Source organism: Massilimicrobiota sp. mt181 (assembly GCF_055420065.1).
On record NZ_JBVAYN010000025.1, the window covers coordinates 1 to 14006 of the forward strand.

Sequence of the window (14006 nt, forward strand, 5' to 3'; positions counted from 1 at the left end):
AAAAACTTACTAAATTTCTGATTATCTTTTCATAAGTTGGTAAATGCCGATATATCCCGTATTTTAGGGCTTTATCGGTATTTTCTTTTTGGAAGATACCTTGCATAAGCTGGCATTTACCAGCATGAAAATGCAACCAAAAGTAGTAAATGAGTAGTAAATATAAGCTCCGATATTAACAAGCCAGCCTTTCCAGCTCCGCTTTTGCAGATTGAAATGTACCGTGTGCGTAATAACCAAGTGTCATGGTTATGTTAGCGTGTCCCATGAGATATTGCAGAGTGTTAGGGTTCATTCCTCTGTTTGCCATATTCGTACAATAAGTATGTCGGAATGAATGTGGTGTGATGTTCGGTAACTTGTCCGTGTGATATTTGTTATACTTCTTAATCAATCCTCGCACCATGCCCTCATAGTTTCCTGCAACTTTAGGCAAGCCCTCACGGTTTAAGAATAGGAAATTGCTGTAACCACCTACAATCAGCGGTTGTGCTTTTCCTCTGCTCTTTAGTATTCTTTGGATTGCTTGATAAGCCCGTTCTGTCAATGGAAGTTCCCGTTTTCCGTTTTTGGTCTTAGGCGTTTCAATATAGTAGCCGATTTCGCTGTCTTTCAATAACTGGTGGTCTATATTGAGTATTCTGTTCTGCATATCAATATGCGTCGTTAGTCCGCAAAATTCAGAAATACGAAGTCCCGTTTCCAGCAGAAGCACAACCTCATCATAATACTTGCTGTAAATCTTGTCCTTTTCCATAAAGGCAAGCAGGCGTTCTTCCTGCTCTGGTGTAAGGATAACTTTCTGCTCCGTATCATCTTCCAGAACATCACTTAGCTTAAAGTCAAATGGGTTCTTTCTGATACAGTCGTCTTGTATCGCCATGTAAAATGACGCTTTCAAGGAACGCTTATAGTTATCAATCGTTTTATAGGCATATCCTTTTTCACTCATTCTGATAGCCCATTCTTTAGCGTCCGACTGCTTCACAGTATCAATCGCCCTCATACCCAATGGGTCGTTTTTCAGAGCGTTCATAAGATACTGTCGTCCTTTTTCAGTAGCCCTTTTAATGTTCTTTCTTTGGCTGTTCTTCTTCTCATAGAGCTGGCAGACTGTCATTTTACCACCGACTGTGTCGATACCGTCGTTAAGGTCTTTTTTTATCTGTGCTTCTTTTTCCCTCAACGATATATCATCACGCTTTCCAGCAGGTGTCTTGTCTGTCGGTACAAGTTTCCAAGAATAGATAAATTGTGGCTTTCCGTATATATCGGTATATTTATAAACGTATCTTCCGTCTTTTCGCTGGCTCTCTCCATTACGCAAATTGCGATTTTTACTGTCTTTTCGTTTTACATTAGACATAGTGTAAAGCTCCTTTCCGTCATGGAATGAGCCGTGATACGCTATACCTTATTATACCATATCTACGGCTCAATGACATTAGATTTCGTCCAATGTATCTATGATTTTTTCAAATTGTTTTCGCTTAATCTGAATACGATTACCGTTCACGATAACCCAGCCAGCGTCAATATTTTCTTCGGCTAATTTACGCAATTTCTTTTCGCCAATGCGGAAGTATTTAGACGCTTCTTCAATCGTCAGAGTATATTTTTCCCAGATAGGCACATCAGTATTGTTCATAATCTATGCACCTCCTTTACTGTGTGTCATTTTTTACAAGCAGGCAGACGGCTTTGGAAAGCTCCGTTAGTATCTCAACTATTCCCATTCTTGTGGGCAGAACCGCACCATGCGGACGTATCATTATTCTGTGAGGATAGGTCGTGGCAAAGCGACTTTTCCAACGGTCGCTCTCGGATCACTGCGTGGGTCGCTCGCTTTCTTTTGGAAAGGTCATGGCGTACAGTCCCCGTGGCTTGCTATCTCACAAACGTATCTGTCTGCTTTATTCAGTTGTCAAAGACCAGACGGGCATAATCAATCCCGATATGAATTAGAAGCGTTTAATATCAAAGTTTAAGATTTTACGAATAATCGCTTCTTTGATAAAACCTTTCATTTCCAAATCTACCGCAAGACGTAAGTTGTTGTTATCGTCGTAAAACGGACGCATACAGCATTGATTGATATATGGGTCATAAAATTCCAAGATTTTTGAAATTGCTGTTTCGTCGCCGTCGCAGGCTTTGGAAATAACCGTGAAAGTCGGTGTCAGCTCTTTTGGCATTTTTCTTTTTCCTCCTCAATCAGTTGCTTTAACTTGTCTAGTGCTTGTATTCTGCACTTCGTTACATTCGCTCTGGAACAGTCAAGCATTTTCCCAATGTAAGTGTCCGTGTCCCCAATGAAAAAATACTGTAAAACGATATTACGCTTTCGTTCTTCAATAGCTTTCAATGCACGAGCCAGTTGTTCATCTTCGATTGATACTTTTTCTCCACAGACTTCAAATACTGCAACATAATCCGTAGAATATGTATCTTCTGTACCTATGGAATTTAAGAGGTCGTCCATAATTTCGGCGAATGGCATTTCTTTTTTCTCTGAACGACGTATCGCTCGATAGAAGTCAATCGCTCTATGACGTATAACTGTTTTAATAGCACAATCGAATTGATGACAGGTTTTTTCTTGTAGTTCTGACGGTTTCATTTTCCTCACCTCCTTTCGCTAGTCGAAAAGAGGTGTCTGCCCCTTTTCATATATACCGCGTTGAAAGTGGGGTACAGCGTAACCAAAATCAAAAAAAACTTAAAAAATTTTTTTCTGGCATGAAAAAAGCCCGCACAAAACATATAGTCTGTACGAGCCTTTGAAACTGTATTGTATTTAGTTCTTATAAAAATGCCGTTAGGGTCAAATTGATTGTGTCGAGGTATATCTAAAATATTCCATAATGACAGCTCCTTTACGGCACTATTCTTGTTTATTCAGACAGAAAAGAAATTGCACCGTTTTTAATTTCTAAGATTTCGTCGGCTTCTTCTGCCAAATGCTTACTATGTGTAACGACAACAACACATTTTCCTAATTCATGTGCAGTCTTTTTCAGCAAAGCAATGATTTCATCAGCGGTAGTTTCATCAAGATTTCCCGTCGGTTCATCTGCCAAAAGTACATGAGCGTCGCTGGCTAAAGCTCTTGCAATCGCCACACGCTGTTGTTGTCCACCAGATAGTTGCAATACATTTCTCTGCCAGTATTCTTTTCCAATGCCGACTTCTTCCAATAATTTTTCAGCATTTCCACTACCACCTAATTTGACATTTTCAACCGTTGTCAAATAATCAATCAGATTATAATTTTGAAATACCAATGAGATATTATGCTTTCTGTGGTAATTCAGCCCTTTTTTTGTAATGTCCTCGCCATTGCAAAGTACAGTCCCTTTTACCGCTGTGTCTAAGCCTGCTAACAACGATAAGAGTGTTGTTTTTCCTGCACCACTCGGACCGACAATGGTATAGAAGATACCCTCCTCGAAAGTAGCAGATACATTATTCAAAATGGTTTTATCTTTTTTTGTTTTGTAAGCATAGCTTACATTCTTTACTTCTAACATTTTCGTCGTCCTCCTAACTCATTTCCGATAAAATATCTTTCGGGTTTCTCTTTAGTATTACAATTCCAGATACCAGAACAGAAGCCGTTATCAACACAAGAACACTTACACCGTCCAGTAGATACATTTCTGGTGTAACCTCTACGCTGATACTCTGCACGTCCTGCTTTGGTGCAACGTATTCTGTGGATACTTTTCCCTCATTATTCTTTTCTTCCTCCTGCATTTGCTGAACCTGCTGTGATACCAGATAATTTGCAGTTGCTTTGGAAACGGCAGGAGCGACAGCAAAGGATAACATAAGAGAAAGAACAGCAATCATAATCGCTTCGCTCCAAATTTGTCCGATAATTCTAAATTTCGGAACACCGAGAGATAAGAAAATACCGACTTCCTGCACCCGATTTTTCAACCAGAAAAGAAATACTAAAACAAGGATAACAAAACTTGCAACAGAGATTACCAATATCATCATTTCGCTTACTTTTGCTAAATCATTGAAGTTTGAGGACATGGTTTCGGAATTTCCGTTATTGTCAATCAAATCATATTGCTCCCAATTGATGTCTACTTTTTGCAGATTTTCTTTTACTTCGTCGTAAGCTTCCACATCTTCCACTTTGAAATAGGCTCTTTCATATAATGGACTTGTTTCACCCTCTGCCTTTTCTGGAAATCTCAAATCTGTAAATATTACATTTTCCGAACGGTAAGTATCTCCCTGCATAAGTGGGGACATCTTTTGATCCACTTGATAAATTCCAACAATCTCAGCTTCTGATACCTTTGAATTTTCAGTATCGTGGTAATCATTAAAAGAAATCTTATCGCCGATTTTCAGATTATTTTGCTTTGCCAGTTCCTCTGAAATGACACACATATCTTTATCCTCTGGGGTTATCATTCGTCCCTCTTTGATATGCAGGTTTCCAGATAAAACATTTCTGTCTAGTTTCATATCTTTGTTTCCAATTAAACTTACACCGCCAACATCTGCATTCTGGTCTACATCTTTATCTTCAATCCTTTTGAAATTTACAGGGTTTACGGGAGTTGTTACTGTTGTAATATTGTAATCAGCAATTCCTTTTGCTTTTGCCAATTTCTCAATGTCTTTTATATCTAAGCTTTCAAATTCATTTGTTGTCCAGCCTGTCCAAGTCTCCACACCATTGATAATCTCTTTTTCCTGATGGTAGCCACCAAAACTACCTTCCTTATCATTACCAATCTTTTCTGAGTATTCACGAACTCGCTTTGTTCGGTACTCTGCATTTCTTTCTAAAAGAAAGCCTGCACCTATGGCTTGTCTGGTTTTGTCCTGCACCTCAATACTGGCATTTTTGCTCGCCACACCTGCAAGAAGCAAGGTACTGATTGCAAAAACAATCAACAATAAGAGAATACTTTTTACGGGCTTTCTGAACACAGAACGCCTTGCCAATCCAAAAAAATTCATGTACTATCCCTCCATTTTTGCTAATATATCTTTTGGGTTTGCTCGTAATATCGGAAGAATGGAACAGCACAATGCCACCAAAATAACTGCACCGCCTAAAAGGAACAACATTCCAATATCTTGTATCTGCAAAACCACTTTCAGATTTTCTGTTACTGTTTCTGAACCGGTAATGACGTTTTGCAAAACGCCCGAGAACAATTTACCAATGGCTGTTGCTCCTAAAACCGAAAGTGTAAATACACTGCCTGCTTCTAATAAAGTTTGCAGGAAAATTTCACTTTTTGTCTTGCCGAGGCTCATAAAGATTGCCACCTCTTTTTGCCTTGTCCGCATCCACATACATAACAGCAGGGAAACAACAACAGTACCAGTTACCAATGTAAGTACCAGCATAAGATTTGCCACCTTACTGATTTGCTCTAATGGAGCAGACATCTGTTGATAAAGGGTATCAGACGTGCTAAGTGCTACATCATTTCCGAATATTTTTTGCAGGCTGGTTTCCAGCACATCTAATTTTTCTGGTCTTTTTGAGTAAATGCAGATTTTTTCAAATTCAGCTTCTTTGAACAATTCTTTATAAGTACTGTTGTCAATAAAGATTTGATTTTCTATTCGATTGACTGCGGTAGTTTCTGACGGCTGGTCTTTTTCCGCATTTCCTGCGGACATGAAAATTCCAATAATCTGAACAGATACTTTTGTTCCGTTTTCTGTACTTAATTCAATCGTATCTCCAACTTTTAGCTCATTTTGATTTGCAAGGTTCGCATTGATAACAGCACCCTTTTTCTCACGCTTGATATAATCGCCAGAAGCTAAGCGGTACTGCATTTCTGAAAAAGGGCTGTCCTTTTCCAAATCATCATAGGAAAGCAGTGCTATTTTCAAATTTTCCTCATTCGTAGAAGTATTGAGCGTAACGGGAGCAAAATTATTCGGAAATACCTCTTGTCTACCAATGCGGTTGATAGACGAAACATCTTCTAGCGTTTCAATCTTGTTTACTTCATTCTCTGTTATCTTGCTGTCCTTACTTGTAATTTCAGCCACAATCTTAGAGTTTGTCTTTTCCTGCATGGCTTGTTTGGACTCATTTGTAGTCCTTAAAATCATGCTTGTACCTAAAATCATACTGTTTACAAGTATCAAAACAATCAACAGAAGAATGGTTTTCCCTTTTTTTCGCTGTAAATAGCGAAAACCAAGTTGATAAAACTTCATACTTCACACCTCTATTCCCAATGGGCTATGACAACCTTTGTTGCATTGAAATGATTTGTGTCTGCAAACTCTCCATAGAGATATACTTCAGATTGCTTTTTCACATCGGATATAGAACCCGTTGTTACATTTGTAACACCAGACTGTGCATTTACTGTGGCAATGACAAATTCACAATCTGGGTTATAGGTTACAGAAACAGCATTCTCTTTTTTTTCCATTCCCGGTGCTTCTATTTTTATCCCAGCTCCCCCCTCAATATCTTTTGCTTGATTTACCAAGCAACCATTGTCTGTAAATTCCAAAACACTTCCTATCAAATTAGCAGAATCTAATATGTCGTTTCCTTTATTTTCTGAAGAACCATTTGCATTTTCTTCATTCGTATTAGAATTGACAATAGGATTAGACGTATCTGGTTTCTCATCTGGACTTGCACCACACCCCGTCAATGCACAGATACATAATCCAACTGCTATGAATTTACTGATGTTTGTCTTTTTCATTTTTGTATTCCACCTTTCTTGTTCGATATGCCCCTATTGTAAAAGCAAACCATTCTAAAAATCCTGTAAAAAAGTAAGAAAATCATCATCATTTTTTAGAGGATTTTTACAGACTTTTCTGTTATACTGTCTATAATTTATATAGAAAAGGATTGATACATTATGAAAATACTTCTTCTGGAAGATGATTTAGAATTATGTAAAAATATAAAAAATTCGCTGGAAAAAGAAAACTATATGGTTGATTGTTGCAATGACGGGGAAACCGCTATGCTGTATGCCTTAAATACAGACTATGCTTATGACATTGCCATTGTAGACCGTATGCTACCGATTATTGACGGCTTAACAATCATAAAATCTATGCGTAGAAAAGGAATATCTATTCCTATCCTTATCATTACAGCCATGAGTACCCTTGATAATCGGGTGGAGGGTTTAGACGGCGGTGCTGATGATTACTTAGTAAAGCCATTTCATATCAAAGAATTGCTTGCAAGGGTTCGGGCATTGACAAGGCGACCTGCCAATATCCAGTTATCGTCTAAATTACAATATGGAGATTTAACTTTTGATAAAGACAGCCGAACCTTATCTACACCCGTCAATTCTATTTTATTAACTTCAAAGGAAACCGAATTGACTTTTGTATTTATGCAGAACCCAGAAACACTATTTTCCCGTGAACAGCTAATCCTTAAAATCTGGGGCAGTTCTTCCGAGGTAGAAACTGGCAATGTAGACAGTTACATTTCTTTTCTGCGAAAACGCCTAAAAGAGTTAAAAAGTTCCTGTAAAATAACAACGGTCTACGGGGCAGGGTACAAACTGGAGAAAGAAACATGTTAAATAATTTATACCGAAAACTTCATATTCTGTTTGCAAGTTCTGTTATGCTGATTATTACCCTTGTGATTTTCTTTGTTGTTGCGAATACGGTTTATACGGAGAAAATCAACGAAAGTACCTTGTTTCAAAGATTAACAACCTTGCTGATTTATCAAGCGGAAAGTGATTCTTCGGATATGGATAAAGCACTCAAAGCCTACGAAGAAAGTTATCATATTTTTTCCTTGATTAGCGATACAAAAGGGAATACCGTTTATCAAAGTGATTTTCCATTTCCAACTTCTGCGGACAAGTTGTTGCATGATGTAGAAAAACAGATTTCTACACAGCCATTATCACAAACAGAAAGCACCACAACTTCACAAGGCGGTTTTCTGGAAATAAAAGGAAAACATCACGATACTTATTTTGTTATTCCTGCTACAATTATGACAGCAAATGATACCGTATATCATGGGACTTTTCTTTATCAGACAGCTGGCTTGACGGATATTTTACAAAAGACATTACCGATATATCTTCTTATCTGGCTTTTGGCTTGTATCGTTGTTATCATACTAACCCGTTATCTGCTGAAAAAGTCTTTTGCCCCAACAGAACGAATATTGCAAAGCCAAAAAGATTTTGTTGCAACAGCGTCCCATGAATTAAAATCTCCACTTGCTGTTATGATTTCCAACACGGATATGCTTCTTGATAATGTTCCCTTAAACGAACAGGCAAGGCAAGCCGTACAGACCATAGATTTTGAATGTATGCGGTTATCCCGTTTAGTCAAAGATATGTTACTTTTAGCTTCTTCTGACGCAAAAACATGGACATTGCATAAAAGCACAATCAATGTAGATACCTTGCTCATTACGTTATATGAAACCTACGAACCAGTCTGCATGAAGCAGAATTTAGAACTAAAACTACATTTATCCGAAGAAAGTTATCCTGCCATGCTTACTGACAAAGACAGACTGTTTCAAATCTTGTGTGTCTTTATGGATAATGCCATTCAACATTCCAAGAATAATTCTTTGATAGAGATAGAAGTAATCGCCACCGAAAAGAATATTGCTTTTTCTGTGGCAGACCACGGACAAGGCATTTCTGATGAAGATAAGCAGTATATTTTTGACCGCTTTTATAGTGGCGACAAGTCCCATACGAACAAATCAAATTTTGGACTGGGACTAAGTATCGCCAAAGAATTAACCCAAATGCTGAACGGCACAATAACTATCAATGATACTGCTGGTGGCGGTGCTACTTTTACTGTTAAATTTCCTCTGAAATAGATTAAGGCTTGCAGATCATACAATATGTATGGAGCAAGCCTTTTTTCAAATCTTTGTCTTTTTGGTAATCTTGTAAATATATTCTTCTGGGGTAGGGCGTTTATTACCAAAATATTTTTTGAAATTTGCCTGCACCTCTGGGTCTGGGCTGTTCATGGCTTCATCAATCGTTGCTTCAATATCAGCCCGTATATCAGCCAATGAAACACCGCCAGCCTTTGCACCTGCTTTCAAAGCTTTTTTAATATCTCGTTTTTTTAGACCTATCATATTTCAAATAACCTTTAATCTATATATTTTTCATAAACATTTTTTACATAAAAGTGGCTATTAAGCCAAAAGCTAAAATACCAAACATAAGAAAACCGAAAAAAGCACTAACACATAAAGCGACGATTGAAAATACATCTCGTCGTTTGGGATTTTTTACTAACGAAACCGAAAGAACAAAACCAGATAATATCGAGATTACATTTAATACAATCAATCCCGTTTGAAGTCCTCCTGTAATTTCTTCTGTAAAAAGAGAAATCAATAACGTGATAAATGGTAACAGCGAAATGATAAATGTAATAACACTTAATTTATTTTTTTTCATTTTATATTACCTCATTTCTTTTCGTCCAAAGCATTTAATAGAAACATATAGTGCAAGGGCTGATATGATTACAGCACACGGTATAAAAGGAAATAGCGATATTGTACTTCCTGTTCCCGTCGTTGTTACAGTATGTAATGCGTCTGATACGACATAACCACTATAACAATAAGGGTACACTAACCATAAAGGCGTATTAGCAATTAAAACCCCCGGAATTATTAAGAGTAAATTTAATCCCATAGACAATAGTGGTTTTTCAAATAGTACAGTAATCGCCCACATACAAGCAATAGCTGGAATCATTGTTGCAAACAATTTTAATGTCCATGTGAGTAAGTAGAAAACAGGAATATTTTCTGCCACATTCATTATTTTAGTAGCAATAATGCCTGCAATGATGAATGAACTGAAAAAGATTAATAATTCAATCATTAAAAAACTTAATAATACAAAGAACTTTGCCAATGCAAGTTTTCCTTTACTGATGGGCAAAGCAAGCATTTTTAATATACCATTATTCTTTGTTTCTCTGTTGGAAATCATAACGCAAACAATTACCATTGAAAATGGAAGTAAATAATATCCAAAAAGTAATGCACTTTGAATGAACATTGCCGACCAAGCGTCTGTATATTCTGGCGTCATATACATACTAATACTAGATACGCCAGAAATCACAACTAAGATAGGCGGAATTAAAAGCAAAGGTAAAATCATAGACCTTTTTACTTTCATAAATTCTATTTTTAACAATTCAATAATTGACATACGATTGCCCCCCTTTTATTCATAATGCTTTATTTTGCAAAGATACCAGCCAATCATAAAGAATATGATTGTTTCAAAAACTCCCAATATTAAAATACCTGTATCAATACTTGCTGTTGAAGCTACCGCAGGTTTCATCATCAGTACAAATGGATTGACAAGAAATAGTGATATATCTGAAAGGGACATTGCCATACCGCTAAAAAAACCTGCTACTCCAATACCTAATGTAAACCATATATTTTCACATCGTGATGACACCAAAAGCATAAATGCCAATACAGGTAAAGATGATACAAAGCAATATCCTGTATATTTGACAAGTGTTAGTAACTCAAAAGTTCCGTTGGGTAAAAAGATATTTCCAATAATACACAATGCTCCATTTTGCAAGACGATACAAAAAGTAAGCAAAACAAATAATATATAAAATTTATTTTTGAAAATAGATGATGTCTTAAAAGGAAGCATATACATCTTTTTAATTGCATTTCCTTGAAACTCCATATTATATGTTAAAGTTGTTGCCACGATAATGCCGAACATATTAAGAACCATAACCATTCCATAAAGTTGTGTCAGCAAAACGTCCATAGGCGGAAGCGGTAAACTCAACAAAACCTCTTTACGAACTATAAAATTTACAAAAGCGTATAATGCACCAAGAAGTCCAACAAGCGGTAAAACCACTAATATTCCAGTACGTTTACATTTTTTTAATTCTACGGTTAAATTCTTCATAATTTTAACCTCTGCTTTCTATTGGCATTGTCCTCATCAATCATAGATAAAAACATTTCTTCTAAGTTATCATTTTCAAAGCCAGCTTGATGTGCCGTCAATTTCAAATCATCAAGACTTCCTTCAAATAATAATCTTCCATGATTTAAAATACCAATATCGTCTGCTAATAATTCAATTTCTGACAGCATATGTGACGAAATTAGAACCGTACAGTCATATCTTTTTGGAAGTGTTTTAATGAGATTGCGAATTTCGTGAATACCTGCTGGATCTAAACCATTGGTTGGTTCATCTAAAATTAAAACTGGTGGTTCGCCAAGTAGAGCAGAAGCAAGACCTAAACGCTGTTTCATTCCTAAAGAATATTTTTTTGCCAAGCGATTACCAAATTCAGATAATCCTACTAATTCTAATGCTTTATCAACACTTGACGCTGGAAGTTCTAAAATTCTACGAATAATATCAAGGTTTTCTCTACCTGTTAAATTTGGATAGAATGACGGAGACTCGATAAATGAACCAACTTCTTTCAAAATACGAACACGGTCATTCGGGAAAGTCATGTTATCAATTTGAAATTCTCCATCAGTAGGTGCAGTCAAACCCAAAAGCATTTTCATAGTCGTAGATTTCCCAGCACCATTTGGTCCGAGAAAACCGTAAATACTACCTTTCTTAATGTGTAAAGATACGTGGTCTACTGCAATAAACTCTTTGTATGTTTTTGTCAAATTTTTAGTTTCAATCATGTTTTTCATAATTTTTAACTCCTTTCTCGTTACTTATAATATAAAACACCGACATTACAGCAACATTCTCTCTACCTTACATTTACCTTACAAATGCGAAAATGACTGTTCAACTTTTTTCAGAATGTTATAATAGGATAAAGAAAAAGATAAAGAGAGTGTGACAAACAAATGAAAGATACATACTTAAAATCAAAAAAAGTATTAATAGTTGATGATGAAGAAAGTTTAAGAAGTATGCTCATTACCATATTAGAAGATGAAAACTTTTTTAATATTATTACCGCTGATTGTGTAAAATCAGCTTTGGAAATCTGCCAACAGGAAAAACCAGATATAGCTATATTAGATGTTATGCTTCCAGACGGAAACGGTTTTGAACTTATGGACGCACTAAGAAGTTTCACTAATATTCCAGTAATATTTTTGACTGCAAAAGATGATATACAAGATAAATATTCTGGTTTTGGGTTAGGAGCTGACGATTATATAACAAAACCCTTTATGCCAAAAGAACTTGTCTTTCGCCTAAATGCCGTATTACGCAGATGTTATAAGGAAGATAGCCCTCTTATAGAATTACATGATTGTAAAATTGATTTGGCTAATGCACAAGTTATAAAGAACGATGAAGTTTTACCTCTTACCGCAAAAGAACATGATATTTTAGAAACACTTGTACGAAATGCTAATCATATTGTAACAATAGACGCTCTTTGTGAAGCTGTATGGGGCGATAACCCATTTGGATATGGAAATTCTCTCCTTGCTCATATTCGACGTATAAGAGAAAAAATTGAACTTAACCCCTCAAAACCAAAATCATTAATAACTGTTAAAGGATTGGGATATAAAATAAACGTGGAAAGCAGGTTACAATAATGCGTAATTTTGGAAAATTTATCAGTAAACATTTCTTTATATACTTATCAGTAGTAATTCTTATAGTGCTTTTAGATTTATTAATTTTCTTCCTAACTTTTAATGGTACTGTCAACAGTATAAGCAAAGATAATCCTATTCAAATACTAGAAAAAGTATCTAATAACCTTACTATTCAAAATGGAGAATATATATTAAATAATAAATGTCAAAAAGATTTAGTTACAAACAATATCTGGGGAATAGTAATAGATGATAATGGTAATGTAGTATGGAAACACAATCTACCAAAAGAAATACCATTAAACTATTCATTACAAGATGTTGCTACCTTTTCTAAGGGGTATATCGAAAATTATCCCGTATTTACATGGAAACAAGGAAATGATTTATTAGTATTAGGTTATCCAAAGAACAGCTATTCAAAATTTATGACTAACTATCTTCCCTTATCAGCAATACAGAAAACACCCTTTCTTTTTTTGATTATGTTAGTATCAAATATTGCCATTCTATTTATTGTGTACTACTTATCAAAACGAAATGTGATGTTAAAAATTTCCCCTATACTCAATGGAATAGATAAACTATCACACGGCGAAACGGTTACACTTAATATAAATGGAGAATTGGAAGAAATTGGAAATCGTATCAACGAAACGTCATTGCAATTAAAAAAACAAAATCAAGCAAGAGCAAACTGGATAAGTGGCGTTTCACACGATATACGAACACCCCTTTCCATGATTATGGGATATGCAGATAGAATATCTTCTTCATTAAATGTTGAGGAAAACGCTAGAAAACAAGCTAATATTATCAAAATTCAAAGTGTAAAAATCAAAAATTTGGTTCAAGATTTAAACCTTGTAAGCCAATTAAATTATAATGTGCAACCACATCAAGAAAAACCAGTTCATTTCTGTAAATTGATACGAGAAATTGTTGCTGAATATCTAAACAGCAATATAAATAATAAGTTTGAATTTGAATTGAACTTAAACCATAATACAGAACAAATCACTATTATAGGCGACGAAAGATTGCTATGTCGAGCAATACAAAATATTATTTCTAACAGTATCAATCATAATGAAAACGGCTGTATAATTTCAGTTAGATTAGAAATAAATGGAAATAATTTAGAATTAGTAATCAGCGATAATGGAAAAGGAATTTCCGAAAAAGAACTACAAAAAATACAATCGACACCTCATTATTTACAAAGTACAGATAATAGGTTAGATTTGCGACATGGTCTAGGACTTCTTCTTGTGAAAGAAATCATTTCTATTCATAAAGGAACAGTTTCCATTTCAAGTGCATTAAATAAAGGCTTTTCTACAACTATTTCCTTACCTATAAATAATCAATGACAAAACCGTAGCTTGTATATCACATCAGA

At 35.6% G+C, this 14006-nt stretch carries 17 protein-coding genes; 4 read left to right on the forward strand and 13 right to left on the reverse strand.

The window, feature by feature from the left end:
* Positions 1 to 175: 175 nt before the first annotated feature.
* The 8 genes from ACZYT4_RS11690 to ACZYT4_RS11725 form a co-directional block, all read right to left on the reverse strand.
* On the reverse strand, positions 176 to 1366 hold the full coding sequence (locus ACZYT4_RS11690) for a site-specific integrase (RefSeq protein ID WP_074087088.1): 1191 nt from the start codon (positions 1364 to 1366) through the stop codon (positions 176 to 178).
* A gap of 78 nt (positions 1367 to 1444) precedes the next feature.
* Complete coding sequence (locus ACZYT4_RS11695) at positions 1445 to 1648, reverse strand: excisionase (protein WP_004613735.1); 204 nt, start codon at positions 1646 to 1648, stop codon at positions 1445 to 1447.
* Positions 1649 to 1961: 313 nt separating this feature from the next.
* The gene (locus ACZYT4_RS11700; RefSeq protein ID WP_003431885.1) at positions 1962 to 2195 is read right to left on the reverse strand and encodes a helix-turn-helix domain-containing protein; all 234 of its coding nucleotides are present in this window, start codon (positions 2193 to 2195) and stop codon (positions 1962 to 1964) included.
* On the reverse strand, positions 2180 to 2620 hold the full coding sequence (locus ACZYT4_RS11705; protein WP_003431889.1) for an RNA polymerase sigma factor: 441 nt from the start codon (positions 2618 to 2620) through the stop codon (positions 2180 to 2182). Before ACZYT4_RS11705 ends, ACZYT4_RS11700 begins: the two co-directional genes overlap by 16 nt.
* 274 nt (positions 2621 to 2894) lie before the next feature.
* Positions 2895 to 3530, reverse strand: a complete 636-nt coding sequence (locus ACZYT4_RS11710) for an ABC transporter ATP-binding protein (RefSeq protein ID WP_005342381.1) — start codon at positions 3528 to 3530, stop codon at positions 2895 to 2897.
* 13 nt (positions 3531 to 3543) lie between these two features.
* The gene (locus ACZYT4_RS11715; RefSeq protein ID WP_005342380.1) at positions 3544 to 4989 is read right to left on the reverse strand and encodes an ABC transporter permease; all 1446 of its coding nucleotides are present in this window, start codon (positions 4987 to 4989) and stop codon (positions 3544 to 3546) included.
* A 3-nt stretch (positions 4990 to 4992) separates the two neighbouring features.
* A complete protein-coding gene (locus ACZYT4_RS11720; protein ID WP_005342379.1) occupies positions 4993 to 6216 on the reverse strand; it encodes an ABC transporter permease in 1224 nt (407 codons plus the stop codon).
* Between the two features lie 11 nt (positions 6217 to 6227).
* Positions 6228 to 6722 (reverse strand): hypothetical protein, encoded by a 495-nt coding sequence (locus tag ACZYT4_RS11725; RefSeq protein ID WP_005342377.1) that lies wholly within the window; start codon positions 6720 to 6722, stop codon positions 6228 to 6230.
* 162 nt (positions 6723 to 6884) lie between these two features.
* On the opposite strand from ACZYT4_RS11725, the gene ACZYT4_RS11730 reads away from it, so the two are divergent.
* Complete coding sequence (locus ACZYT4_RS11730) at positions 6885 to 7571, forward strand: response regulator transcription factor (RefSeq protein WP_005342376.1); 687 nt, start codon at positions 6885 to 6887, stop codon at positions 7569 to 7571.
* Complete coding sequence (locus ACZYT4_RS11735) at positions 7565 to 8857, forward strand: sensor histidine kinase (protein ID WP_074087096.1); 1293 nt, start codon at positions 7565 to 7567, stop codon at positions 8855 to 8857. Before ACZYT4_RS11730 ends, ACZYT4_RS11735 begins: the two co-directional genes overlap by 7 nt.
* Before the next feature lie 45 nt (positions 8858 to 8902).
* Here ACZYT4_RS11735 and ACZYT4_RS11740 read toward each other — a convergent pair whose 3' ends face one another.
* From ACZYT4_RS11740 to ACZYT4_RS11760, 5 genes are read right to left on the reverse strand one after another with little or no spacing between them, the layout of a single operon-like run.
* Positions 8903 to 9127, reverse strand: coding sequence for a hypothetical protein (locus ACZYT4_RS11740; protein WP_003431901.1), 225 nt, complete (start codon positions 9125 to 9127; stop codon positions 8903 to 8905).
* A gap of 43 nt (positions 9128 to 9170) precedes the next feature.
* Entirely contained in the window at positions 9171 to 9455 is a 285-nt protein-coding gene (locus ACZYT4_RS11745) for a hypothetical protein (protein ID WP_003431903.1), read from the reverse strand.
* 6 nt (positions 9456 to 9461) lie between these two features.
* On the reverse strand, positions 9462 to 10226 hold the full coding sequence (locus ACZYT4_RS11750) for an ABC transporter permease (protein ID WP_003431905.1): 765 nt from the start codon (positions 10224 to 10226) through the stop codon (positions 9462 to 9464).
* Between the two features lie 15 nt (positions 10227 to 10241).
* Positions 10242 to 10967: an ABC transporter permease gene (locus tag ACZYT4_RS11755; protein WP_003431907.1), complete on the reverse strand. Its 726-nt coding sequence runs from the start codon at positions 10965 to 10967 to the stop codon at positions 10242 to 10244.
* Positions 10964 to 11728, reverse strand: coding sequence for an ABC transporter ATP-binding protein (locus ACZYT4_RS11760; protein WP_074087101.1), 765 nt, complete (start codon positions 11726 to 11728; stop codon positions 10964 to 10966). Before ACZYT4_RS11760 ends, ACZYT4_RS11755 begins: the two co-directional genes overlap by 4 nt.
* Positions 11729 to 11890: 162 nt before the next feature.
* On the opposite strand from ACZYT4_RS11760, the gene ACZYT4_RS11765 reads away from it, so the two are divergent.
* Together ACZYT4_RS11765 and ACZYT4_RS11770 are read left to right on the forward strand one after the other, a co-directional pair.
* Positions 11891 to 12601 carry a response regulator transcription factor gene (locus tag ACZYT4_RS11765; RefSeq protein WP_003431910.1) on the forward strand — a complete coding sequence of 237 codons (711 nt, stop codon included), beginning with the start codon at positions 11891 to 11893 and terminating at the stop codon, positions 12599 to 12601.
* On the forward strand, positions 12601 to 13977 hold the full coding sequence (locus tag ACZYT4_RS11770) for a sensor histidine kinase (protein WP_003431912.1): 1377 nt from the start codon (positions 12601 to 12603) through the stop codon (positions 13975 to 13977). The genes ACZYT4_RS11765 and ACZYT4_RS11770 overlap by 1 nt, the downstream gene beginning before the upstream one ends.
* The last annotated feature ends 29 nt before the right edge of the window (positions 13978 to 14006 follow it).

Coding starts and splice junctions, on each gene's coding strand:
- ACZYT4_RS11740 (WP_003431901.1), bottom strand. CDS start 9,127: ATGATAGGTCTAAAAAAACGAGATATTAAAAAAGCTTTGAAAGCAGGT.
- ACZYT4_RS11730 (WP_005342376.1), top strand. CDS start 6,885: ATGAAAATACTTCTTCTGGAAGATGATTTAGAATTATGTAAAAATATA.
- ACZYT4_RS11750 (WP_003431905.1), bottom strand. CDS start 10,226: ATGTCAATTATTGAATTGTTAAAAATAGAATTTATGAAAGTAAAAAGG.
- ACZYT4_RS11720 (WP_005342379.1), bottom strand. CDS start 6,216: ATGAAGTTTTATCAACTTGGTTTTCGCTATTTACAGCGAAAAAAAGGG.
- ACZYT4_RS11695 (WP_004613735.1), bottom strand. CDS start 1,648: ATGAACAATACTGATGTGCCTATCTGGGAAAAATATACTCTGACGATT.
- ACZYT4_RS11765 (WP_003431910.1), top strand. CDS start 11,891: ATGAAAGATACATACTTAAAATCAAAAAAAGTATTAATAGTTGATGAT.
- ACZYT4_RS11755 (WP_003431907.1), bottom strand. CDS start 10,967: ATGAAGAATTTAACCGTAGAATTAAAAAAATGTAAACGTACTGGAATA.
- ACZYT4_RS11725 (WP_005342377.1), bottom strand. CDS start 6,722: ATGAAAAAGACAAACATCAGTAAATTCATAGCAGTTGGATTATGTATC.
- ACZYT4_RS11715 (WP_005342380.1), bottom strand. CDS start 4,989: ATGAATTTTTTTGGATTGGCAAGGCGTTCTGTGTTCAGAAAGCCCGTA.
- ACZYT4_RS11760 (WP_074087101.1), bottom strand. CDS start 11,728: ATGAAAAACATGATTGAAACTAAAAATTTGACAAAAACATACAAAGAG.
- ACZYT4_RS11690 (WP_074087088.1), bottom strand. CDS start 1,366: ATGTCTAATGTAAAACGAAAAGACAGTAAAAATCGCAATTTGCGTAAT.
- ACZYT4_RS11770 (WP_003431912.1), top strand. CDS start 12,601: ATGCGTAATTTTGGAAAATTTATCAGTAAACATTTCTTTATATACTTA.
- ACZYT4_RS11705 (WP_003431889.1), bottom strand. CDS start 2,620: ATGAAACCGTCAGAACTACAAGAAAAAACCTGTCATCAATTCGATTGT.
- ACZYT4_RS11735 (WP_074087096.1), top strand. CDS start 7,565: ATGTTAAATAATTTATACCGAAAACTTCATATTCTGTTTGCAAGTTCT.
- ACZYT4_RS11700 (WP_003431885.1), bottom strand. CDS start 2,195: ATGCCAAAAGAGCTGACACCGACTTTCACGGTTATTTCCAAAGCCTGC.
- ACZYT4_RS11710 (WP_005342381.1), bottom strand. CDS start 3,530: ATGTTAGAAGTAAAGAATGTAAGCTATGCTTACAAAACAAAAAAAGAT.
- ACZYT4_RS11745 (WP_003431903.1), bottom strand. CDS start 9,455: ATGAAAAAAAATAAATTAAGTGTTATTACATTTATCATTTCGCTGTTA.